Origin of the sequence: Pseudomonas sp. B1(2018) (assembly GCF_003097365.1) — a bacterium.
Taxonomy (GTDB): Bacteria; Pseudomonadota; Gammaproteobacteria; order Pseudomonadales; family Pseudomonadaceae; genus Aquipseudomonas; species Aquipseudomonas laurylsulfatiphila.
In genome coordinates, this window is the sequence record NZ_PYUK01000017.1 from 100,775 (window position 1) to 122,866 (window position 22,092).

The following is a 22,092-nucleotide window of genomic DNA, read 5'->3' on the forward strand; positions in this document are numbered from 1 at the left end:
GCTCAGCATTACTTCGCGACCTTGCCCAAAACGCGCAGGCGGCTCACACCACCGTCCGGGAACACGTTCAGGCGGATGTGGGTGATCGGGCCCAGTGCCTTGATCTGCTCGGCGAAGGTGTGTTCGGCGTGCATTTCCAGCTTCTGGCTTGGCAGCAGTTCGCGCCAGAACAGCGATTGGGTTTCGATCTGGCTGTCGGTACCGCCCTTCACGAAGGCGCCCTGGATCGAGCAGCTGTCCGGGTAGTTGCCTTTGAAGTGCAGGGTGTCGACGATGACTTTCTCGACTTCGCCGGCATGACCCAGCGCGACGATGACCCAGTCATTGCCCGGGGTACGGCGACGCGCGGTTTCCCAGCCGTCGCCCATGTTGATGCCGCGGCCCGGGTTGAGGATGTTGCTCATGCGGCCGAAGTGTTCATCGGAGCAGGCGAGGGCGCGGCCACCGTTGAGGGCGGCAGCCAGGTCGACTTGCTCGTTGTCGCCGATGGCCGACCAGTCGCGGAACGGCACGCCGTACACACGCAGACGGGCCACGCCGCCATCCGGGTAGATGTTGAAGCGCAGGTGGCTGAAGGCCTGGTCGTTGCTGATTTCGTGGTAATGGTGGCTGTTGCCTTGCAGCTCGACGGCGGACAGCACTTCAGTCCACTGGGTATTTTCATCAGGCTCGCCCGACGCCAGGAAGCAGGCTTCCAAGGACGCCGACGGCGGGAAGTTGCCGGTGAAGAATGAAGTGTCGATGTCGACGCCCTTGATCGAACCCGGTACGCCCAGGCGGATCACGGCGCTGTCGAAGCCTTCGAAGCGCTTGCGGCGCGATTCCCAGCCGTCCATCCACTTGCCGTTGTCATCGAACACGCCCTCCTTCCATACGGCCGGGGTCGGTTGGAACAGACGGTTGGCGTCTGCGAACCAGTCATCGGTGACCGAGATGATTTTGGTGCCCAGGCGGGCATCGGCCAGGTTGACGAACTTCTCGAAAGGTACGGCGTAAGCTTTCATTCTTCTTGTCTGCCTTTAATAAGTTGGCTTGGGATGCTTGCAAGGCCCTGGGCGGTTTCGGCGTTCATGAAATCGCTGGGCCAGGCTTGCTATAGGGTCAGTAATCGGAACAGGGCGATCTTGTTGATCTCCGCCAGCGCGCACTTGAACTCGGTGTCGACTGGGTTGTGGATGCGCGTTTCGAACGCTGCGAGGATCTGATGCCGGTTGCTGCCTTTTACCGCCATGATGAAGGGAAACTTGAACTTGGCTTTGTAGGCGTCGTTCAGCTCGGTGAAGCGCTGGAACTCTTCGGCCGTGCATTGGTGAATACCGGCGCCAGCCTGTTCATGAGTGCTGGCTTCGGTCAACTGGCCCTGGACGGCGGCTTTGCCGGCCAGGTCCGGGTGAGCGTTGATCAGAGCCAGCTGGCTTTCGTGATCGGCGCTCAACAGGATGTCGCTCATGCGCTGGTGCAGGGTTTCGATCTCGTCGATCGAGGCGTCCTGGCCCAGGTCGAAGGCCTTTTCGGCCACCCATGGCGAATGTTCGTAGATGTCGGCGAAGGCTTTGACGAAGGCGTCGCGGCTCAATGTCGAGGGTTTCAATGTTTGAAAGGCGCTCATTTCGCAGCCCCTTGGTACGGGTGGGTTTCCTGCCAGTGGCGCGCGATGTCGACGCGACGGCTGAACCACACCTGTTCATGACTTTTAGCGTATTCGATAAAGCGCTTGAGCGAAGCCAGACGCGCCGGACGGCCGATCAGGCGGCAGTGCAGGCCGATCGACAGCATCTTCGGTGCTTCGGCGCCTTCGGCGTAGAGCACGTCGAACGCATCCTTGAGGTATTCGAAGAAGTCGTCGCCCTTGTTGAAACCCTGGACCTGGGTGAAGCGCATGTCGTTGGTGTCCAGGGTGTACGGAATCACCAGGTGCGGCTTGCCGGTCGGGTTGTTCGGTTCCCAGTAGGGCAGGTCGTCGTCGTAGGTGTCGCAGTCGTAGAGGAAACCGCCTTCTTCCATCACCAGGCGACGGGTGTTCGGACCCGTGCGGCCGGTGTACCAGCCCAATGGGCGCTCACCGGTGATTTCGGTGAGGATGCGGATCGCTTCGAGCATGTGCTCGCGTTCCTGGTTTTCGTCCATGTACTGGTAGTCGATCCAGCGGTAGCCGTGGCTGCAGATCTCGTGGCCGGCATCGACCATGGCGCGGATCACGTCCGGGTGACGCTGGGCGGCCATGGCCACGGCGAAGATGGTCAGCGGAATGTCGAATTCCTTGAACAGCTTCAGGATCCGCCAGACGCCGGCACGGCTGCCATACTCGTAAAGGGATTCCATGCTCATGTTGCGCGCGCCTTGCAGCGGCTGGGCAGACACCATTTCCGAGAGGAAGGCTTCGGACTCTTTGTCGCCGTGCAGGATGTTGCGCTCGCCGCCTTCTTCGTAATTGAGTACGAACGACAGGGCAATGCGGGCATTGCCCGGCCAGTGTGGATGAGGAGGGTTACTGCCGTAACCGACCAGGTCGCGTGGGTAGTCAGCGCTCACTGCAGGCTTCCTTCTTGTTCGATGATGACGGTTGGTGTGACGCAGCTGAAGATTGGTTGGCAGGCTGGCGTCACAGCGATGGGCTGATTGTATACAACTTTATATTCACTTTGTAAGCCTGAATTTTCGCATTTTTAACCGACTGTCATCTTTTACTGCTATTGGCGTGAGCCTGCAAGAAATCTGCCTGACTGGTCAGTAATTTGATGAAGGGTTCATGGAGTGTGCTGTTCGGCGGGAAATCGGCGGTAAATGTGCAGGTGCCGGGTATGGCGCGAAAAATGTCGTTTTTATTGTGTACAATTTTTTTGAAAAGTGTCTTAATCAGTCGCTCGCCGCAACTTTTCGTGCTCCGAATCGGTGCGGTCTCCTTTTCAACTGACTTCGGGAGGCGCGAAGTCTGACTGCTCCACGCAGGCAGGCGCGCAGAATCAATGGGACGTTTGACTACACACGTTTTGGACGCAGCACACGGTTGCCCGGGCAGCTCGATCAAGGTCGAGTTGTACCGCGTTGAAGGATCGCACCTGGAATTGGTCGCCAGCGCGATAACCAACAGCGATGGCCGTGTCGATGCACCGCTGCTGCAAGGCGATGACTACCGCACCGGGGTCTACCAGGTTCAGTTTCATGCCGGCGACTACTACCGCGCCCGCGGCGTCAAGCTGCCGGAGCCGGCCTTCCTGGATGTCGTGGTACTGCGTTTCGGCATCTCTGCCGAGCAGGATCACTACCACGTGCCGTTGTTGATTTCGCCTTACAGCTATTCCACCTATCGCGGCAGCTGATCCCCCAAGCAGCTGCTGCACCCTGGAAGCGACTGCGCATATAGCTTCTTTGGTCTTTCGCCCGCTCACACTGCGGGCTTTTTTTCGTCTGTGAAAAAATCAAAAGATCGCAGCCTTCGGCAGCTCCTACATATCCGCGTAGGAGCTGCCGAAGGCTGCGATCTTTTGCTCTTGCTGTTTAGCGGCTCAACAGGGACGCAGCCCCCGCGCCACTGAACAACCCGGCACTGATCCGGTTGAACCAGCTCTGCCCCTTGCCACTGCGCAGATACCGCGCCGCACCATGGGCGCCGAGGCCGTAGGCGAGCTTGCACAGCAAGTCGAGCAGGGTCCAGGTCGCAATCATCACCAGCAGCTGCGGCAGGAACGGCTGTTCGGCACTCAAGAACTGCGGCAGGAAAGCGGCGAAGAACAGGATGTCCTTCGGGTTGCTGGCGCCCAGCATGAACGCACGCCCGAACAGCGCACGAAAGCGTGGCACCGGCGCAGCCTGTGGCACTTCAGCGCCATGGGAAGGCAGGCGCGATTGCTGCCAGCTCTGCCAGGCGAGGTAGAACAGGTAAAGGGCACCCAGAATCTTCAGGGCGCTGAACAGCTGTTCCGACGCCAGCAACAACGCACCCAGGCCCAGCGCCGAAGCACTCAGCAGGCAGATCGATGCGGACACGCCGCCGAGAAAGGCCGGGTAAGAGCGGCGCAGGCCGTAATTCAGACTGTTGCTGATCATCAGCAAAGACAGCGGCCCCGGGATCAGAATCACTATCAGCGCAGCGCCGCTGAACAGCAGCCAGGTTTCCAGACTCATCACTTACCTCCATTTGCACAAAAGCCTCACCCGACGGGGTGAGGCTGTTTTGAAGCGGGTCCCGCGTAAGGCTTACAGGAAGATGAACTTGGCGATGAAGATCGCGCAGAGCACCCACAGACTGACGGAGATTTCCTTGTACTTGCCGGTGCCGGCCTTCAACGCCACGTAGGTGATGAAGCCCAGCGCGATGCCATCGGCGACCGAGAAGGTCAGTGGCATCATGATTGCGGTGACGATCGCCGGGATGCTGTCGGTCGCTTCATCCCATTCGATGTGGGCCATGCCGCCCATCATCAGCATTGCCACATAAATCAGTGCGCCAGCGGTGGCATAGGCGGGAATCATGCCGGCCAGTGGTGCGAAAAACATTGCCGCTATAAATAGCACACCCACGGTGACTGCGGTAAGACCAGTCCGACCACCCGCAGCGACACCGGCAGCACTTTCAACGTAGCTGGTAACCGGCGGAACGCCGACTACCGCACCGAATACGCTGGAAGCACTGTCGGCTTTCATGGCGCGGGAGAGGTTTTCGATGCGACCGTCAGCGCCCACCAGGTTGGCGCGCTGGGCAACCCCCATCAAGGTGCCGGCGGTGTCGAACATGTGTACGAAGAGGAACGCCAGGACCACGCTGATCATGCTGACGTTGAACACGCCGGCGACGTTCATGGCCATGAAGGTAGGGGCAAGGCTCGGTGGAGCCGACATGATGCCCTCGTAGTGCACCAGGCCCAGACCCCAGCCAGCGAGGGTCACGGTGATGATGCTGATGAGGATCGCGCCGAACACCTTGTGATAGCTGAGGATGGCGATCATCAGGAAGCACACGGCGGCGAGCAGCGGGCCGGGTTCGCGCAGGGAGCCGAGCTTGATCAGCGTGGCCGGGCTATCGACGACGATACCCGCGGTTTTCAGCCCGATCAGCCCCAGGAACAGACCCACGCCGGCGCCCATGGCGAAGCGCAGGCTGACTGGGATGCTGTTGAGCAGCCATTCGCGGATTCGCGAGAAGGTCAGGATCATGAACAACACACCGGACACAAACACCGCGCCGAGGGCGGTTTCCCAGTTGTAGCCCATGGTGCCGACCACGGTGTAGGTGAAGAAGGCGTTGAGCCCCATGCCTGGCGCCAGGCCTACCGGCCAGTTGGCGTACAGGCCCATCAACAGGCAACCGAGTGCTGCGGCGATGCAGGTGGCGACGAATGCCGCACCGTGATCGATCCCGGCGTCGGCCATGATGTTGGGGTTGACGAAAATGATGTAAGCCATCGTGATGAAGGTTGTCAGACCGGCAATCAGCTCGGTCTTCACCGTGGTGCCGTGCAAGCTGAGTTTGAACAGACGCTCCAGCAAGCCAGTGCGTAGTGGCGGCGAGAGATCCAGCGTCGATGCTTCGGATTTGCGGCTTTCCACAGCGAATACTCCTCAAGAGTTTTATTGTTATTTCCAGGGCCGGACCCATGAGGGTGGCAGCGGCCCTTTGAGGCACTTGCGAATTTGTTGACCGCTTGGTCAGGAACTCGCACGAAGTGGATTATGCTTTTGTATACAAAGAAAGCAAATAATGTTTTTGATTTTGTCGACGAAAAGTTTGGCTTTAGGGATATATCGCCTGTTCCGGCCCCTTCGCGAGCAAGCCCGCTCCCACAGGAAACCCGGTCAGGCACAAGATTTGTGGACACCATCCATCACTGTGGGGCTTGCTCGCGAAGAGGCCGGATCAGGCAGCATCAAAATCAGCAATTCAGTCGGTATGCGCCTGACTTTTCCCCAACGCCAGATTCACCGCCAACCACCCATTCACCGCTGTCTCCCCAGCCTCGGCAAACACCCGCTCCAGCAATTTCACCTGCTCACGCCTCAATGCCTGCTCAAACCGCGCGCCTTCCGCTGTCAACTCCAGCAGACGCTTACGCTTGTCCGTCTCGGACGCGACGCTCTCGACCAGATGCATCTCCAACAATTGCCGCAACGGCATGTTCAGCGCCTGCTTGCTCACGCCAAGCAAGGCCAGCAGTTCCTTGACGCTCAGGTTCGGATAGCGGGCGATGAAAAACACGATGCGTTGATGCACACGGCTCAGGCCACGGCGCTCGAGCATTTCATCGGCCTTGGCGGTGAAAGCCTGGTAGCCGAAGAAAAACGCTTCCATGGCTTGCTGTTGGGAAAGCGGGTTTTTAAGGTCAAGCATGTTGACGTATCCATTCGAAGAAGCGTAATTTCGGTCAACAAGTTTGACTCATTTTCCACATGCCTCGCTACCGGTGATCCCCATGGCTTTTTCCGAACGTGTCTCACGCCTTAAAAGTTCTTTGATCCGTGAAATCCTTGCCGCGGCCCAGCGCCCGCAGGTGATGTCGTTTGCCGGCGGTTTGCCTGCCGAAGCCATGTTGCCGAAGGTTGATTGGGCCGAGATGCCGCTTTCCATGGGGCAATACGGCATGAGCGAGGGCGAACCGGCTCTGCGTGAGGCGCTGGCCGCCGAGGCGCGAGCGTTGGGTGTGGCATGTGAGGCAAGCCAGGTACTGGTGGTCAGTGGTTCACAGCAAACTCTGGATCTGGCCGCCAAGCTCTACATCGACAAGGGCACCGAAATCCTGCTCGAAGCGCCGACTTATCTGGCGGCATTGCAGATTTTTCAGCTGTTCGGCGCCAATTGCCTGACCGTGCCGCTGGAGGCTGACGGGCCGAACCTGGCAGAACTGCGCGCTCGCCTGGAGCAACACCGCCCGGCCTTCATCTACCTGATCCCGACCTTCCAGAATCCTTCGGCGGTACGTTACAGCGAAGCCAAACGCGACGCGGTGGCAGCACTGCTCGACGAGTTCGGCGTCACCCTGATCGAAGACGAGCCTTATCGCGAGCTGACCTTCGACGGTGGCAGCGCCACGCCGATTGCCGGTCGTTTGAAAAAAGCCAGCTGGATCTACACCGGGACCGTGTCGAAAACCCTGTTGCCGGGTTTGCGCGTTGGCTATCTGATTGCCAGCCCGGACCTGTTTCCCCATCTGTTGAAACTCAAGCAGTCGGCGGACCTGCACACCAACCGGGTAGGCCAGTGGCAGGCGCTGCAATGGATCGGAACCGAGAAGTATCAGCAGCATCGCAGTGAGCTACGGGATTTTTACCGGGTGCGCCGGGATGCGTTCCAGCGGGCGCTGCAAACCCACTTCTCTGATCTGGCGAACTGGAACGAACCACAGGGCGGGCTGTTTTTCTGGTTGAAACTCAAGCAACCGCTGGACACTCGAACCTTGCTCAATGCGGCGTTGGCCAACGACGTGGCGTTCATGCCGGGCGAGCCGTTCTTCCCCGAGCCGGACAAGCATCACGGGTATTTGCGGTTGAACTTCAGCCACATTGACCCGGCGCGGCTGGAGGAGGGGCTCAAGCGGTTGGCGGCGGTGGTGCGACAGGCGCAGGCGGCACAAGCGGCCTGAAAACAAATAAACCGGCGCAGGGGCCGGTTTATTCTTGTCTGGCGTTTGCGGTGTCTGTGCCGGCCTCTTCGCGAGCAAGCCCGCTCCCACAGGTGACCGAGTTCCCCCTGTGGGAGCGGGCTTGCTCGCGAAGGCGTCCGTCAGAACACCACAAGCAAATCAGGCTGCCGCGAAACGCTTGTCCAGATAATCAATGATCACCTTGGACTCATACATCCAGGTGGTCTGGCCATTCTCTTCGATACGCAGGCACGGCACCTTGATCTTGCCGCCTTGCTCGAGCAAGGCCTGGCGATCCTGTTCGTTGTTCTTCGCATCGCGAAGAGCCACCGGCACGTTCAGGCGGCGCAGGGTGCGGCGAGTCTTCACGCAGAACGGGCAGGCGTGGAATTGATACAGGGTCAGCCCCTTGGCGGCGGATTCAACCTGGGCCTGGGCGGCGGCAGGGCGCTGCTTTTTGCTTGGGCGAGTCAGGAAGTCGATGAAGATGATCAGTTGGCCAAGGCCGACACGAAGCGCTTTTACGAACACGTTGAAAGCCTCACGGTGCAAATGAAGAAGGGCGCGCAGCTTACCTGATTTTTTGCGGACGAAAAAAAACCGGCGATGAATGCCGGTTTTCTTCATGCCGCGAATTACTTGATGAGGCTGAGGAATTCGCTGCGGGTGGCGGCGTTCTCGCGGAATTCACCGAGCATCACCGAAGTGATCATCGACGAATTCTGCTTTTCCACGCCGCGCATCATCATGCACATGTGCTTGGCCTCGATCACCACTGCAACGCCCAGGGCGCCGGTGACTTGCTGGACCGCATCGGCGATCTGGCGGCTGAGGTTTTCCTGGATCTGCAGGCGGCGGGCGTACATGTCGACGATCCGCGCCACCTTCGACAGGCCCAGGACCTTGCCGCTCGGGATGTAGGCGACGTGCGCCTTGCCGATGAACGGCAGCAGGTGGTGTTCGCACAACGAGTACAACTCGATGTCCTTGACCAGCACCATTTCGCTGTTGTCGGAGCTGAACAGGGCACCGTTGGTGACCTCTTCCAGTGTCTGTTCATAGCCGCGGCAGAGGTACTGCATGGCTTTGGCGGCACGTTTTGGCGTGTCGAGCAGGCCTTCGCGGGAAACGTCCTCGCCGAGCTGGCCGAGGATCGCCGTGTAATTCTGTTCCAGGGACATGAAACTACCTGTGGGATTTTACGCAAAGGGCAAGGGTACGGTGACGGACACGACGCTGCAAGCGTGGCGCATCAGCTTTACTCGTCGCGACCTTCCATCATGGTGCGTTTGAGCATCACATAGACCGCCCCGGCACCGCCATGTTTGGCCTGGCACGAGGTGAAGCCGAGCACTTGCGGATGCTGGCGCAGCCAGGTGTTGACGTGGCTTTTGATCATCGGCCGCTTGCCGTCCAGGCGTACCGCCTTGCCATGGGTGACGCGCACGCAGCGGATTTCGAATCTGGTTGCTTCGGCGAGGAACGCCCAGAGGGTTTCCCGGGCCTTTTCCACGCTCATGCCGTGCAGGTCGAGGCTGCCTTCGAATGGAATCTGACCGATCTTGAGCTTGCGCATCTGGCTTTCCTGCACGCCGTCACGCGCCCACATCAGATCGTCTTCAGGGCCGACGTCGATGACGAATTGATCGGACAGACCGTCAACGGTGGTGGATTCGGTGCGTACGGTGGCCGCTTGACGCAGTTTGGCAATCTGCGCACGGTCAGCCTTGGGTTTGCCGGTTTCGGCGCGATCGTGCTTGATCGGCTTGACGCCTTGGATCGCGCTTTTGAACAGGGAAAAATCGTCGTCTTGCATGTCAGCCTCCGCGAAGGGCGGCCAGTTTACCCAACTCGAAGCGAATCGGGCGCGACAAAAACGCGCGCAACGCTTGGCTCAGTCGTGTTTTTTCATCAGGTGCGGAGACATGGCCAGTTCCCGCGACTGCCGCGAGCGACGGCGGCAACGGCGCCACAGCCAGACACCGAGGTACAGCACGAACAGGCCGATGGCCAGGATCACGGCAGCACCGGTGCGGCTGGTGTTCAATTCTCCCAGGGCGGGAGCGTGGCCGAGCAGGCCGGCGGCACCGGCCATGGCGAGCAACACGCCGCACATCGCCAGCAATGCCGCGAACGTCGCGCCGATTCGAAAACGCCAGTTGCGTTGGCCTTTGGGCCGCAAGCGGCGAGCGTCAAAACCATCGGATAACTTCATTCCGACCTTCCTCAATGGGTATCGGCCCTTCGACCGGGAGTTGACCGGGATGTTCCTGAGGCTAAGACAATTACGGCAAATGCGAGGTTTTTGCGGATGAGCGGCGCTCCAGGCCGCTCATTGAGCGTCGATCAGATCAGTTCACAGGTCAGCGCGAGGGTGGCGAAGTTGTCGCCCATGATCGCCATTTCGGTCTGATGAACGTGCGCGGCGCTCAGGACGCCGCCCTTGTAGGGCAGGTCGCGTGTGGCGCAGGCGTCTTCGATCAGCGTGCAGCGGAAACCCAGGTTCTTCGCGGCGCGCACCGTGGTGCTGACGCTCGAGTGACTCATGAAGCCGCAGACGATCAGGTCGAGGGCGCCGAGGTCCTCCAGGCGTTTGGCCAGTTCGGTCCCGTGGAACGCGCTCGGCAGCAATTTGCCGATGATGGTTTCGTCGCTTTGTGGCTCAAGACCCGGAATGAATTCACCACCGACGCCTTGCGGGTTGAACATGCCACCGAGCGTGCCGAGGTGGCGGACATGCACGATCGGCCGGCCGGCGGCACGGGCCGCGGTGAGTATCTGCTTGATGTTCGCGACGGCCTCATCCATGCCGCTGAGGGCCAGCGGCCCGCTCAAATACTCTTTCTGGGCATCGATGATGATAAGGGTCGCATGACTCAGTTTGGCTGCCGGATAACCGCGGCCGCTGAGTTGAAACATCGTTTTTGGAACGGACATTCTGGGGCTCCTTGGAGTGGGGCTTTTGCGCCATTGTCCTCTGGCTGAGCGGTTATGTGAATCGCTACGATCGTAGGTGCCGTGGTTGCTGGCCTCTAGCCTTGTCAATAGTCACGTTTTGTTCAATAGCCTGGCGAAAAAACGGATAACTCCTACATTTGAGTCGGTCGTTTTCCTGCGTCGTCGTGGCGCCGTTTGACTGGTAGAATCGCCCGTCGATTTTTCTGGAGTTTGCCGTCGTGATCACTTCCCGCCTTCGCACCCTGCGTGACCATATCCGTTGGGCCGTCAGCCGCTTTCATGGGGAGGATCTGTTTTTCGGCCATGGCACCGACAACGCCTGGGACGAAGCCCGTCAACTGGTGCTGGGCGCGCTGCACCTGCCGTGGGAAATCGCCGACAGCTACCTCGACTGCAATCTGGAAGAAGACGAAGTGGTCCACTTGCAGTTGCTGCTCAAGCGCCGCATCGAAGAGCGCGTGCCAACGGCCTACCTGCTGGGCGAGGCCTGGTTCTGCGGCATGTCGTTCATCGTCGATGAGCGCGTGTTGATCCCGCGTTCGCCGATCGGCGAACTGATCGAAAACCGTTTTACCCCGTGGCTGGCCAACGAGCCGGCGCGGATTCTCGACCTGTGCACCGGGTCCGGCTGCATCGGCATCGCCTGCGCCTACGAGTTCCAGCATGCCGAAGTGGTGCTGGCTGACCTGTCGTTCGAAGCGTTGGAAGTGGCCAACCAGAACATCGAGCGCCACGGTGTCGATGAGCGCGTGTACACGGTGCAGGGGGACGGTTTCGAGGGCCTGCCGGGACAACGTTTCGACCTGATCGTGTCGAACCCGCCCTACGTCGATGCGGAAGATTTTGCCGACATGCCGGACGAATACCAGCACGAACCGGAACTGGGCCTGGCCTGTGGCGATGACGGTTTGAACCTGGTGCGTCGCATGCTTGCCGAAGCGGCGGATCATCTGACCGAGAAGGGTTTGCTGATTGTCGAAGTGGGCAACAGCCAGGTACACGTCGAGGCGTTGTACCCGGAAGTCGACTTCGCCTGGCTGGAGTTCGAGCGTGGCGGTCACGGTGTGTTCATGCTGAGCGCGCAGCAGTGCCGGGAGCATCAGGCGTTGTTCGCTTCCCGCGTTTAGAAAGCAAAAGATCGCAGCCTGCGGCAGCTCCTACAGGGATACGCATTCCATGTAGGAGCTGCCGCAGGCTGCGATCTTTTGATTCAACGGTGCGTGGCGATCCAGATCAGCAACCCCGCCTGAAACACCGCAAACGCCACCAGGCACGTAATGGTGAAACGCAGCCCGGCGTCTTCGCGTTTGTATTTGCTGACCTTCTCTTCGTGTTTCTTGAGTTTGACTTCCTGCTCGGCCAGGTTCTGCTCGGCTTGCTGGAGCATCTGTGCCGCCTCGAGAATTTCCACGACCTGCAGTTTTTCGCTGTTCCAGTCCCCCGCGAGGTCGCCGACCTTGACTGCTTTGACGCTGCCTTTCAAATGCTGGGCATCGGCATACACCACGTCGAAACCGTGCACGCGCAAAAAATGATCGCGGCGCTGGCGGGTGTCTTCGTTGAGCGCTTCCTTGTTGTTCAGATCAAAACCGTCGACGGTGTAGGTGGGCCAGCGCTTCTTCGCCCAGTTGATGCCCTGGGCGATCATGAATCGGCCGATGCCGCGGTTCAGCGGTTCGATTTGCAAACCGCTTTCCGGTCCGAAATGCACGCGCTTTTCCGCGTGATCGACCCACACATCCAGATGATTCTGTTCCTTGCGCACGCGCTGGGCGGGCAGGGTGATGCTCATGCGCATCAGGCTGTGCGCCTTGTCGTTGCGCTCGGCATAGCCGAACTCGACAAAGCGCAATGGGCGCCCGCCTGTATTACGGTCAGTCTGCAGCGGTGCCAGACGGAGCATCTTGTGGTGCTCGACGTGGACGTCCGCCCAAGGCAGCTCGACCGCTGGCGGTGCTTCTGTTTCAGCGGGGGTGTCGGGTGAAGTCTGGGTGTCTGTCATAACGGCGAGATCCTGTCCAAGCTCAGCTTGTCGCCAACCAATGTGTTGGCGACAAAGGCTTATCGGCCGTTTTTCCCAGGACTGGAGGGCCAGGGGCGTTCCCAACTAGTTTTCACACCGCGCCGTGCCTGCTGTTGTGCAGGGCAAGGCGCGAGAAGCGTGGTTTGGTCATTCCAAATAAGCTTCGAGCAACGCAGCCCTGCACAACAGCAGGCACGGCCCTTCGGGTTGTGCCTTAAAGCTGGCCAGGCTGCGTTGCAGGCCTTGGAAAGGGAAAAACCATTCCCAGCGGCCTGCGCCTTGCCTGGCCCGCTTTAAGGCGACAACGCGGTGCGAAAACTAGTTGAGAACGCCCCTGAGCGGTTAACTGGTGCGAAGTCCGTCAATAAACCCGAGGATTCGCGTGCCCAGTTCCGCCGCCAGAGGCAATTGCGGGTCCTTATAGGAAGCCAGCTGGCGTTTGACGTCGTTGGGCACGATGCGCATGACGTGGTTCATGCCCTCGATCAGGGCCAGTTCGGCGTCCGGTTTGGCGGCCTTGAGCAGCCTGGCGTCATTGACGCCGACCTGGATGTCGTTGCTGCCCTGGATGATCAGCGCTGGCATTTTCAACTGGCCAAACGCCGCAGCCGGGTCCTGGCGGAACAGGGAAATCAGGTACGGCTGCACGCTCGGACGGAAAATGGCCTGCAAGGGGGGCGGCACATTGTCGTCGGGCTTCCCGGCCTTGAGGCTGTCGAGCAACTCATTACTGCGCAGCAGCAACGGCGGTGGCAGGCGATTGCCCAGTTGCTGGCGGATCACCTGATCGACCGGTCTCGCGCTGCCCGAGACGGAAATCACCGCATCGGCGTCGATGGTTGGCGCGGCCAGGCTGGCGATCAAGGCGCCTTCGCTGTGTCCGAGCACGATCAGTTTGCCGAAACGCGGATCCGTCTTGAGCTTCTGGCCCCAGGCCTCGGCGTCGGAAACGTAGGCGTCGACCGTCAGATTGCGCTCGTCCGGCGTCGCGGCCAGGCTTGCTGCAACACCGCGCTTGTCGTAACGCACACTGGCGATGTTGTGTTTGGCCAGTACCCAGGCCAGGCGCTTGAGACTGTCGTTACGTCCGCCGTCAGTATTGTTGCCGTCGCGATCCGTAGGGCCGGAGCCGGAAATGATCAGGACAACGGGGACCGGGTTGTCGGACTTGGGCAGCAGCAAAGAGCCGAAAAGCTCGCCGGTGCCGGTGTCCAACGTGATCGGCCGTTGCAGGACAGTCGCCTGGGCGAAGCCGGAAATCAGGGTAAGGCTCAAGGCTAGAACTCGCAGCATCATCACGCCATCATCAAGAAGATGCCGGTTGGACTCACAGGCACCCATAAGGTTCGAGGATGAACTACTTGGGTAGCCTGCGTATACTGGCGCGCATTACGTATTCAGGTTCATTTCACGGAGCGTCCTGCATGTCCGGCAATACCTACGGCAAGCTGTTCACTGTCACCACCGCGGGCGAAAGCCATGGCCCGGCGTTGGTCGCCATTGTCGATGGCTGCCCGCCGGGCCTGGAGATATCCCTGGAGGATCTGCAGCGTGACCTCGACCGCCGCAAGCCAGGCACCAGCCGCCACACCACCCAGCGCCAGGAAGCCGACGAAGTCGAAATCCTCTCTGGCGTGTTCGAAGGCCGCACCACGGGTTGCGCCATTGGCCTGTTGATCCGCAACACCGACCAGAAATCCAAGGACTACTCGGCGATCAAGGACCTGTTCCGCCCGGCCCACGCCGACTACACCTACCACCACAAGTACGGCGAACGCGATTATCGTGGTGGCGGTCGCAGCTCGGCCCGCGAAACCGCGATGCGCGTCGCGGCCGGTGCGATTGCGAAAAAATACCTGGCCAGCCAGGGCATCGTGATTCGCGGCTACATGAGCCAGCTCGGGCCGATTGAAATCCCGTTCAAGACCTGGGAATCGGTCGAGCAGAACGCCTTCTTCAGCCCGGACCCGGACAAAGTGCCGGAACTGGAAGCCTACATGGACCAGTTGCGCCGCGACCAGGATTCGGTCGGCGCGAAAATCACCGTGGTGGCCGAAGGTGTGATGCCAGGTCTGGGCGAACCGATCTTCGACCGTCTCGATGCCGAACTGGCCCATGCGCTGATGAGCATCAACGCGGTCAAAGGCGTGGAAATCGGCGCCGGTTTCGCCAGCGTCGCCCAGCGCGGCACCGAGCATCGCGATGAAATGACTCCGGAAGGTTTCCTCAGCAACAACGCCGGCGGCATTCTCGGCGGTATTTCCTCCGGGCAGCCTATCGTTGCGCACCTGGCGCTGAAGCCGACGTCGAGCATCACCACGCCGGGCCGTTCCATCGACATCCATGGCAACCCGGTGGAAGTGATCACCAAGGGCCGTCACGATCCGTGCGTCGGTATCCGTGCCACGCCGATCGCCGAGGCGATGATGGCCATCGTGTTGATGGATCACCTGCTGCGTCACCGTGGGCAGAACGCCGATGTGCGTGTGAGCACGCCGGTGCTGGGTCAGCTGTAAATGGCTGACCTGCTGGTCGCAGCCGTCTGATGGCGACTGCGGCGCTCCCGTACTGGCGGCTCTCCAGTTTCTATCTGTTCTATTTCGCCTTGCTCGGTTCGACAGCGCCGTTTCTGGCGCTGTATTTCGATCACCTGGGGTTCAGCGCCGCGCGCATCGGCGAACTGGTGGCGATCCCGATGCTGATGCGCTGCGTGGCCCCGAACATCTGGGGCTGGCTGGGCGACTTCACGGGTCGGCGGCTGGCCATCGTGCGTTTTGGCGCGGTGTGCACGCTGCTGACCTTCTCGCTGATTTTCGTCAGCAAGACCTACGCCTGGCTGGCGATGGTCATGGCCTTGCATGCATTCTTCTGGCACGCGGTGTTACCGCAGTTCGAAGTCATCACCCTGGCGCACTTACAGGGGCAGACCTCGCGCTACAGCCAGATTCGCCTGTGGGGCTCGATCGGTTTCATCATCACCGTGGTCGCGCTGGGGCGGTTGTTCGAATGGCTGAGCCTCGACATTTACCCGGCGGCGCTGGTGCTGATCCTGGCCGGCATCGTGCTCAGCAGCCTGTGGGTGCCGAACGCTCAACCGGCACCGGGCAACCGGGTGGCGGGGGAGGGATTTCTCACGCAACTGCGCAGCCCCGGTGTACTGGCGTTTTATGCCTGCGTGGCGCTGATGCAGATGAGCCACGGACCGTATTACACATTTCTAACGCTGCACCTTGAGCGACTGGGTTACAGCCGCGGGGTGATCGGCATGCTCTGGGCGGTCGGCGTGGTGGCTGAAGTTTTGATGTTCATGGCCATGAGCAGGATCCTCACGCGCTTCTCATTGCGTCGGGTACTGATGGCCAGTTTTCTGCTGGCGGCGCTGCGTTGGCTATTGCTGGGCTCGCTCGCGGAGTTTCTGTGGGTACTGTTGTTTGCCCAGGTGTTGCACGCGGCGACGTTCGGCAGCTTTCACGCCGCAGCCATTTCATTCGTGCAACGTAGCTTCGGCGCACGCCAGCAAGGGCAGGGCCAGGCGTTGTACGCCGCCCTGGCCGGCACCGGCGGTGCATTGGGTGCGTTGTATTCCGGTTATAGCTGGAACGCCCTTGGCGCCGCATTGACCTTTAGTATTGCCAGCCTCGCAGCACTCGCGGCTGCCGTTATCATTGCCACATGTATGCAAGAGGACAGGCCATGAGCCTTACCCGTGAACACCTCGCCCAGGAAATCATCGACGCCGGGCGTTTTCTCTATGGCCGCGGCTGGTCGCCGGCCACCAGCAGCAATTACTCGACCCGCCTGTCGCCAACCGAAGCCTTGTTGACCGTCTCCGGCAAGCACAAGGGCCAGTTGGGCATGGACGACGTGCTGGCCACTGACCTGTCAGGCAATAGCCTGGAGCCGGGCAAGAAGCCGTCCGCCGAAACCCTGCTGCACACTCAGCTTTACAGCTGGCGGCCGGAGATCGGCGCGGTGCTGCACACCCATTCGGTGAATGCCACCGTGCTGTCACGCCTGACGCCGCAAGACTCCATCGAATTCGAAGACTACGAACTGCAAAAAGCCTTCAGCGGTGTGACGACCCACGAGTCCCGGGTGCGCGTGCCGATTTTCGACAACGACCAGGACATTGCGCGCCTGGCCGCCAAGGTGCAGCCTTGGCTGGACGCCCATCCCGATTGCGTCGGCTACCTGATTCGCGGCCATGGCCTGTACACCTGGGGTGCGCGCATGAGCGATGCCCTGCGGCAGATCGAGGCCTTTGAATTTTTGTTCGAGTGCGAGTTGAAGATGCGCTCGCTCTTGAACGTTAAAGCATGAACCGTTAAGGAGTTGCCCTGATGAGCAGCCTGTCCGTTTATCACGTCTCCAGCCCTGAAATCCCCAACAAGGTGCTGACCCATTTCGAAGACATCGCCTCGACCCTGGCTGAACAAGGCGTGCGCTTCGACCGTTGGCAAGCTGCCACCCGGCTTCAGCCGGGTGCCACCCAGGAAGAAGTGATTGCCGCCTATCAAGCGCAAATCGACCAGCTGATGACCGAGCGCGGTTACATCACCGTCGACGTGATCAGCCTCAACAGCGATCACCCGCAAAAAGCCGAACTGCGCGCCAAGTTCCTCAACGAACACCGCCATGGCGAAGACGAAGTGCGATTTTTCGTCGCCGGCCGTGGCCTGTTTACCCTGCACATCGACGATTACGTCTACGCCGTGCTGTGCGAGAAAAACGATCTGATCTCGGTGCCAGCCGGAACCAAACACTGGTTCGACATGGGCGAGCACCCGCATTTCATTGCGATCCGCCTGTTCAACAACCCGGAAGGCTGGGTGGCCAACTTCACCGGTGAAGACATCGCCAGCCAATTTCCGCGTCTGGAGGACTGAGTCGATGCCGATCAAAGCGATTCTCACCGACATCGAAGGCACCACCAGCGCGGTGAGTTTTGTCTTCGACGTGCTGTTTCCCTATGCCGCCAAGCACCTGCCGGCGTTTGTTCGAGAGCAGGCCGGGCGCGCTGATGTGGCCGAACAGCTGGCCGCCGTACGCCGCGAGAGCAATGAGCCGGATGCCGACGTCGAACGGGTCGTCGAGATCCTGTTGGGCTGGATTGCCGAAGACCGCAAGGCCACGCCGTTGAAAGCGTTGCAGGGCATGGTCTGGGAGCAGGGCTATCAGGCCGGGCAGTTGCAGGGCCACGTGTACCCGGACGCCGTTGAAGCGCTCAAGCGCTGGCATCAGGATGGCTTTCAACTGTTCGTTTATTCGTCCGGCTCTATCCAGGCCCAGCGGTTGATCTTCGGCTGTTCGGTGGCGGGGGACCTGACGCCGCTGTTCAGCGGCTACTTCGATACGACTTCAGGGCCAAAGCGCGAGGCGCAGTCCTACGCCAACATCACTCAGGCGATCAACCTCGAGGCGGGACAGATTCTGTTTCTGTCGGACATAGTCGAAGAACTCGACGCGGCGCGCTTGGCAGGAATTGCCACTTGCGGCCTGGCTCGCGAAGGCGGGGAGCTGGTGGGGCATATCACTGTGGACAGCTTTGCGCGGATAAACCCCGCTAATTTCTAAACGCCACAAAACCTGTGGGAGCGGGCTTGCTCGCGAAAGCGGAGTGTCAGTTAACATCAATGTTGAATGACACCCCGCTTTCGCGAGCAAGCCCGCTCCCACATTTTTTTACTTTTTACAGTGAGTGATAAGTCGGCAAGGCAAACCGTTGCTGGCTTTGCAGCAAGGAAATCTGCGGTAGCTCACTGGCTTGTTCGGCGAGGTCGCGGCGAATCGCGCTGATGACCCACGTCAGTTGGTCGCCGTTGTGCAATTGCTGGTAGGAAATCGAGCGTTTGAACACTTTGCCTTCGCCGCCGCTCAGGGTCAGCAGGATCCCGCCATCAGGACGGGCCTGGGTGGTGACCTTGTAGTTGGAGAACAGGGACGTAAATTTTTCCTGGATCAGGCTCATGTCGTTCAGCTCCGTGATGACTTGAATGGCGTGGAGAGAGCGTTGCAGCCTTTGTGCCAGTGTTTTTTGTTGACTAATATCAATAAAAATCAATCACTTACTGTTTTTTGAGATTTTTGCAGTCGTGCAATCTGCATGAATGGCCATCGTGCATCCTGCATTTTGCGAGGTCGCTCGGCGATTCGATGGAACCATTGCTCAAGGCAGGGCTCATGCTCGGCCATATCGATCACGGATCAAGATCACGGATCAAAATCGCAGATACAAAACATTTCAAAAACCGCGTGTACAGCTCAAGAACCCTTGACGTATTTTCGGCCTCAGACATCGCCGCCCGACAATAAAAAAACAGCGAACGGGAGCATCATGAGCCGCACGTCGAACGACACGATTACCTGGGGCATGATGCTCCGCAAGCTGCCTTCCATCGCCAAGGCCATCCCCCGGGTGGTCAAGGGCATGAAGGCCGCCAACGTCAAGGACCCGACCCAGGCGTGTGGTTTGGGCTGGAGTTTCGAGCAAGCCACATTGCGCAACCCGGACGGCCTGGCGCTGCTGCAGGACGACGTCACGCTCAGTTACTCCGAGGTCAACCAGTGGGCCAACCGCATCGCCCATCACCTGATAAGCCAAGGTATCGGCAAGGGTGACGTGGTGGCGGTCTTCATCGAGAACCGCCCGGAACTGCTGGTGACGATTCTGGCGGTGGCCAAGGTCGGCGCGATCAGTGCCTTGCTCAATACCTCGCAGACCCGCGACACCCTGGTGCACAGTGTGAATCTGGTGGCGCCGGTGGCGATCATTGTCGGTGAGGAGCTGGTTCCGGCGTACCAGGCGATACGGGATCGGGTGTCGATCCAGTCTGCGCGAACCTGGTTCGTCGCCGATCAGGACACCTCTCGCCAACCGGGTATCGCGCCTGAAGGGTTCATCAACCTGATGACTGTCAGCCTCGACGACGCCTGCGACAACCCGGCCAGCAGCCGGCAGATTTTCTTCGACGATCCCTGCTTTTATATCTACACCTCGGGCACCACGGGGCTGCCCAAGGCCGGAGTGTTCAAGCATGGCCGCTGGATGCGCAGCTCCGCGAGCTTCGGCATGATCGCGCTGGACATGCGCCCGGAGGATGTCGTCTATTGCACCTTGCCGCTGTACCACGCCACGGGCCTTTGCGTGTGCTGGGGCTCGGCCGTCAGTGGTGCCAGCGGGTTCGCCATCCGCCGCAAATTCAGCGCCAGTCAATTCTGGAGCGACGTACGCAAATACCAGGCAACCACCATCGGTTATGTCGGCGAACTGTGCCGCTACCTGGTCGATCAACCACCGAGCGCCAACGACAGCCTGCACGATGTGAAGAAGATGATCGGCAACGGCCTGCGTCCCGGCGCCTGGAACGAGTTCAAGACCCGCTTTGCGGTGAACCACATTTGCGAACTCTATGCCGCCAGCGATGGCAACATCGGGTTCACCAACATTCTCAATTTCGACAACACCATCGGTTTTTCCCTGATGTCCTGGGAACTGGTCGCGTACGACCACGACAGCGGGGCGCCGATTCGTGGCGCCAACGGTTTGATGCGCAAGGTCGCCAAGGGCGAGCAAGGGTTGTTGCTGGCAAAAATCGACGACAAGGCTCCGCTGGACGGCTACACCGACCCGCAGAAAACCGCCAAGGTCGTGCTTGAGGATGTGTTCGAAAAGGGTGACCGCTACTTCAACACCGGCGACCTGTTGCGCAACATCGGCTTTGGTCATGCGCAGTTTGTCGACCGCCTGGGCGACACCTACCGCTGGAAGGGTGAAAACGTGTCGACCACGGAGGTCGAGAACATCCTCCTGCAACACCCGCATATTTCCGAAGCCGTGGCCTACGGCGTGGAAATCCGCAACACCAATGGCCGGGCCGGGATGGCAGCGATCACGCCCTCCGAATCCCTGGCCACCCTGGACTTCAGTGAACTGCTGGCCTTTGCCCGCGAGCAAATGCCAGCCTATGCGGTGCCGTTGTTCCTGCGGGTGAAAGTGAAAATGGAAACCACCGGGACTTTCAAGTATCAGAAGACCCGGCTCAAGGACGAAGCTTTCGACCCGGGTAGGACAGGTGATGATCCGATCTATGCCTGGCTGCCGGGCACCCAGACTTATGTGGAGGTCACGGAGCAATTGTTGTCTGACATTCACGGCGGCAAGTACCGCTATTGAATCTGGCTATGGCAGCCCATGAGAAAAAACAAGTGACAGTGCCGGGACCGCTCGGGAAACTGTCGGCTTTTACGAATGACAGAAAAGGGAGTGCCCAATGTCAGACAAAAGCCGCCAGATGCCCCCCGAAGAAGCCGCCGAATTTGCCGAACAGGTATTCAACAAGGCACGGGAGGGCGATGCGGCGATGATGGCCGCGCTGCTGACCAAGGGTTTGCCGCCGAACCTGCGTAACCACAAGGGCGATACCTTGCTGATGCTGGCCGCGTACCACGGTCATGTGGACACGGTAAAGGTCCTGCTGGAGCACAAGGCCGACCCGGAGATCCGCAACGACAACGGCCAGAGCCCGATTGCCGGCGCCGCCTTCAAGGGCGACCTGGCGGTGATCAAGGCCCTGGTCGAGGGCGGCGCGCAGGTTGAAGGCTCGTCCTTCGACGGCCGCACGGCGCTGATGATGGCGGCGATGTTCAACCGCGTCGAAGTGGTCGACTACCTGATCAGCAAGGGGGCCGACCCGCAGGCCAAGGACGCCAATGGCATCACCGCGCTGGAGGCCGCCAGGACCATGGGGGCTGCCGATACGGTTGCGCAGTTGCAGAAACTGGTTGGCTGATTGCTTGAAAAGATCGCAGCCTTCGGCAGCTCCTACATTTGAACCGCGTGGACCTGTAGGAGCTGCCGAAGGCTGCGATCTTTTTAGGCATTCGAATCTATCCTTGCGGTATCCTTCGCGCCCTCAAAATCCCCCTCGCTACAGGATCGCACCATGAAAACCGCACTCGTCGAACTCATCAGCAAAATCAGCTCCGGGTGCATGGGCGAAGACGAAATCCTCAAGATCGCCGAGGAAGCGGCCCAGGCCTACGCCGACCCGCAGGCTTTTCTGACCGCCAATCCGGACATCAACTACGACGAAACCTTCCCGATCCCGTTGGGTGAATGGGTGGTGGTCGGCAGCCTGCCGGAAACGGTGCTGTTCCAGGCTGACACCTACATGGATCTGTTCGCGCAGATCGTTGCCTCGTTCGGCCCGGGCGTAGAGTTCAATCTCAAACCCAAGCAGCTGGCCAAGACCGAAGCCTTGACCGCGCTCAACCGCATCCAGGTGCAAATGAGCAGCCTGAACAAGGAAAACGGGGGCTATACGCTGATGAACTTCAGCCAGTTGCTCGATGACGAATTGCAGGTAGTGCTGGTGTACGGCAATGACGTGCCCCGCGTGCTGGAGTTGTGTGCAGAAGCGGGCATCGCAGCCGCGCCCGCCCTGGAAGCCCTGAAAGTGGCAATCCACGTCTGATAGCCAAATACTGTCAAATCAAAGGGAACCCTCGCGACGACCGTCTATCCTAAGAGGGCAAATC

25 protein-coding genes are annotated in these 22,092 nt (G+C 60.0%); 11 read left to right on the forward strand and 14 right to left on the reverse strand.

Going from position 1 to position 22,092, the window contains the following annotated elements; all coding sequences use genetic code 11:
* Window positions 1-8: 8 nt before the first annotated feature.
* From alc to puuE, 3 genes are all read right to left on the reverse strand, one after another.
* Window positions 9-1,004, reverse strand: coding sequence for an allantoicase (alc, locus tag C9422_RS23965; protein ID WP_007974931.1), 996 nt, complete (start codon window positions 1,002-1,004; stop codon window positions 9-11).
* Window positions 1,005-1,093: 89 nt separating this feature from the next.
* A complete protein-coding gene (gene uraD / locus C9422_RS23970; protein ID WP_116582368.1) occupies window positions 1,094-1,609 on the reverse strand; it encodes a 2-oxo-4-hydroxy-4-carboxy-5-ureidoimidazoline decarboxylase in 516 nt (171 codons plus the stop codon).
* Window positions 1,606-2,532 (reverse strand): allantoinase PuuE, encoded by a 927-nt coding sequence (gene puuE / locus C9422_RS23975; RefSeq protein WP_102673301.1) that lies wholly within the window; start codon window positions 2,530-2,532, stop codon window positions 1,606-1,608. Before puuE ends, uraD begins: the two co-directional genes overlap by 4 nt.
* Before the next feature lie 434 nt (window positions 2,533-2,966).
* Between puuE and uraH the strand changes: the two genes are divergently transcribed.
* Window positions 2,967-3,320, forward strand: coding sequence for a hydroxyisourate hydrolase (gene uraH / locus C9422_RS23980; protein ID WP_007974925.1), 354 nt, complete (start codon window positions 2,967-2,969; stop codon window positions 3,318-3,320).
* A 178-nt stretch (window positions 3,321-3,498) separates the two neighbouring features.
* Here uraH and C9422_RS23985 read toward each other — a convergent pair whose 3' ends face one another.
* The 3 genes from C9422_RS23985 to C9422_RS23995 form a co-directional block, all read right to left on the reverse strand.
* Window positions 3,499-4,125 (reverse strand): LysE family translocator, encoded by a 627-nt coding sequence (locus C9422_RS23985; RefSeq protein WP_116582369.1) that lies wholly within the window; start codon window positions 4,123-4,125, stop codon window positions 3,499-3,501.
* A 72-nt stretch (window positions 4,126-4,197) separates the two neighbouring features.
* On the reverse strand, window positions 4,198-5,547 hold the full coding sequence (locus C9422_RS23990) for an NCS2 family permease (RefSeq protein WP_116582370.1): 1,350 nt from the start codon (window positions 5,545-5,547) through the stop codon (window positions 4,198-4,200).
* Between the two features lie 331 nt (window positions 5,548-5,878).
* Entirely contained in the window at window positions 5,879-6,325 is a 447-nt protein-coding gene (locus tag C9422_RS23995; protein ID WP_102700129.1) for a MarR family winged helix-turn-helix transcriptional regulator, read from the reverse strand.
* Window positions 6,326-6,407: 82 nt separating this feature from the next.
* On the opposite strand from C9422_RS23995, the gene C9422_RS24000 reads away from it, so the two are divergent.
* Complete coding sequence (locus tag C9422_RS24000) at window positions 6,408-7,574, forward strand: PLP-dependent aminotransferase family protein (RefSeq protein ID WP_116582371.1); 1,167 nt, start codon at window positions 6,408-6,410, stop codon at window positions 7,572-7,574.
* A 159-nt stretch (window positions 7,575-7,733) separates the two neighbouring features.
* Here C9422_RS24000 and C9422_RS24005 read toward each other — a convergent pair whose 3' ends face one another.
* From C9422_RS24005 to C9422_RS24025, 5 genes are all read right to left on the reverse strand, one after another.
* On the reverse strand, window positions 7,734-8,105 hold the full coding sequence (locus C9422_RS24005; protein WP_007974915.1) for a glutathione S-transferase N-terminal domain-containing protein: 372 nt from the start codon (window positions 8,103-8,105) through the stop codon (window positions 7,734-7,736).
* 104 nt (window positions 8,106-8,209) lie between these two features.
* Window positions 8,210-8,755: a GTP cyclohydrolase I FolE gene (folE, locus tag C9422_RS24010; RefSeq protein WP_003204506.1), complete on the reverse strand. Its 546-nt coding sequence runs from the start codon at window positions 8,753-8,755 to the stop codon at window positions 8,210-8,212.
* 77 nt (window positions 8,756-8,832) lie between these two features.
* Window positions 8,833-9,390 (reverse strand): Smr/MutS family protein, encoded by a 558-nt coding sequence (locus tag C9422_RS24015; protein WP_095945229.1) that lies wholly within the window; start codon window positions 9,388-9,390, stop codon window positions 8,833-8,835.
* A gap of 78 nt (window positions 9,391-9,468) precedes the next feature.
* Complete coding sequence (locus C9422_RS24020; RefSeq protein WP_007974911.1) at window positions 9,469-9,789, reverse strand: hypothetical protein; 321 nt, start codon at window positions 9,787-9,789, stop codon at window positions 9,469-9,471.
* A 131-nt stretch (window positions 9,790-9,920) separates the two neighbouring features.
* Window positions 9,921-10,511: a cysteine hydrolase family protein gene (locus C9422_RS24025; RefSeq protein WP_116582372.1), complete on the reverse strand. Its 591-nt coding sequence runs from the start codon at window positions 10,509-10,511 to the stop codon at window positions 9,921-9,923.
* A gap of 239 nt (window positions 10,512-10,750) precedes the next feature.
* On the opposite strand from C9422_RS24025, the gene prmB reads away from it, so the two are divergent.
* A complete protein-coding gene (gene prmB, locus C9422_RS24030; RefSeq protein ID WP_007974906.1) occupies window positions 10,751-11,659 on the forward strand; it encodes a 50S ribosomal protein L3 N(5)-glutamine methyltransferase in 909 nt (302 codons plus the stop codon).
* 83 nt (window positions 11,660-11,742) lie between these two features.
* Here prmB and C9422_RS24035 read toward each other — a convergent pair whose 3' ends face one another.
* The gene (locus C9422_RS24035; RefSeq protein WP_116582373.1) at window positions 11,743-12,534 is read right to left on the reverse strand and encodes a hypothetical protein; all 792 of its coding nucleotides are present in this window, start codon (window positions 12,532-12,534) and stop codon (window positions 11,743-11,745) included.
* Between the two features lie 363 nt (window positions 12,535-12,897).
* A complete protein-coding gene (locus C9422_RS24040) occupies window positions 12,898-13,896 on the reverse strand; it encodes an alpha/beta hydrolase (RefSeq protein ID WP_116582374.1) in 999 nt (332 codons plus the stop codon).
* Window positions 13,897-13,979: 83 nt separating this feature from the next.
* Between C9422_RS24040 and aroC the strand changes: the two genes are divergently transcribed.
* From aroC to mtnC, 5 genes are read left to right on the forward strand one after another with little or no spacing between them, the layout of a single operon-like run.
* Complete coding sequence (gene aroC / locus C9422_RS24045) at window positions 13,980-15,071, forward strand: chorismate synthase (RefSeq protein WP_007974902.1); 1,092 nt, start codon at window positions 13,980-13,982, stop codon at window positions 15,069-15,071.
* 29 nt (window positions 15,072-15,100) lie between these two features.
* Window positions 15,101-16,252, forward strand: a complete 1,152-nt coding sequence (locus C9422_RS24050; RefSeq protein ID WP_116582375.1) for an MFS transporter — start codon at window positions 15,101-15,103, stop codon at window positions 16,250-16,252.
* On the forward strand, window positions 16,249-16,875 hold the full coding sequence (locus C9422_RS24055) for a methylthioribulose 1-phosphate dehydratase (RefSeq protein ID WP_116582376.1): 627 nt from the start codon (window positions 16,249-16,251) through the stop codon (window positions 16,873-16,875). The genes C9422_RS24050 and C9422_RS24055 overlap by 4 nt, the downstream gene beginning before the upstream one ends.
* 20 nt (window positions 16,876-16,895) lie before the next feature.
* Window positions 16,896-17,441 (forward strand): acireductone dioxygenase, encoded by a 546-nt coding sequence (locus C9422_RS24060; RefSeq protein WP_104449805.1) that lies wholly within the window; start codon window positions 16,896-16,898, stop codon window positions 17,439-17,441.
* A gap of 4 nt (window positions 17,442-17,445) precedes the next feature.
* Window positions 17,446-18,129 (forward strand): acireductone synthase, encoded by a 684-nt coding sequence (gene mtnC, locus C9422_RS24065; protein WP_116582377.1) that lies wholly within the window; start codon window positions 17,446-17,448, stop codon window positions 18,127-18,129.
* Window positions 18,130-18,244: 115 nt separating this feature from the next.
* Here mtnC and C9422_RS24075 read toward each other — a convergent pair whose 3' ends face one another.
* Window positions 18,245-18,523, reverse strand: coding sequence for a DUF3509 domain-containing protein (locus C9422_RS24075; protein ID WP_116582378.1), 279 nt, complete (start codon window positions 18,521-18,523; stop codon window positions 18,245-18,247).
* Between the two features lie 366 nt (window positions 18,524-18,889).
* Here C9422_RS24075 and C9422_RS24080 point away from each other — a divergent pair, with 366 nt between their 5' ends.
* The 3 genes from C9422_RS24080 to C9422_RS24090 all read left to right on the forward strand — a co-directional run bounded on the left by C9422_RS24080 (window position 18,890) and on the right by C9422_RS24090 (window position 22,028).
* Window positions 18,890-20,728, forward strand: coding sequence for a long-chain-acyl-CoA synthetase (locus tag C9422_RS24080; RefSeq protein WP_116582379.1), 1,839 nt, complete (start codon window positions 18,890-18,892; stop codon window positions 20,726-20,728).
* Window positions 20,729-20,825: 97 nt separating this feature from the next.
* Window positions 20,826-21,344, forward strand: a complete 519-nt coding sequence (locus C9422_RS24085; RefSeq protein ID WP_116582380.1) for an ankyrin repeat domain-containing protein — start codon at window positions 20,826-20,828, stop codon at window positions 21,342-21,344.
* A gap of 153 nt (window positions 21,345-21,497) precedes the next feature.
* Window positions 21,498-22,028, forward strand: coding sequence for a hypothetical protein (locus tag C9422_RS24090; protein WP_116582381.1), 531 nt, complete (start codon window positions 21,498-21,500; stop codon window positions 22,026-22,028).
* Window positions 22,029-22,092: the final 64 nt, after the last annotated feature.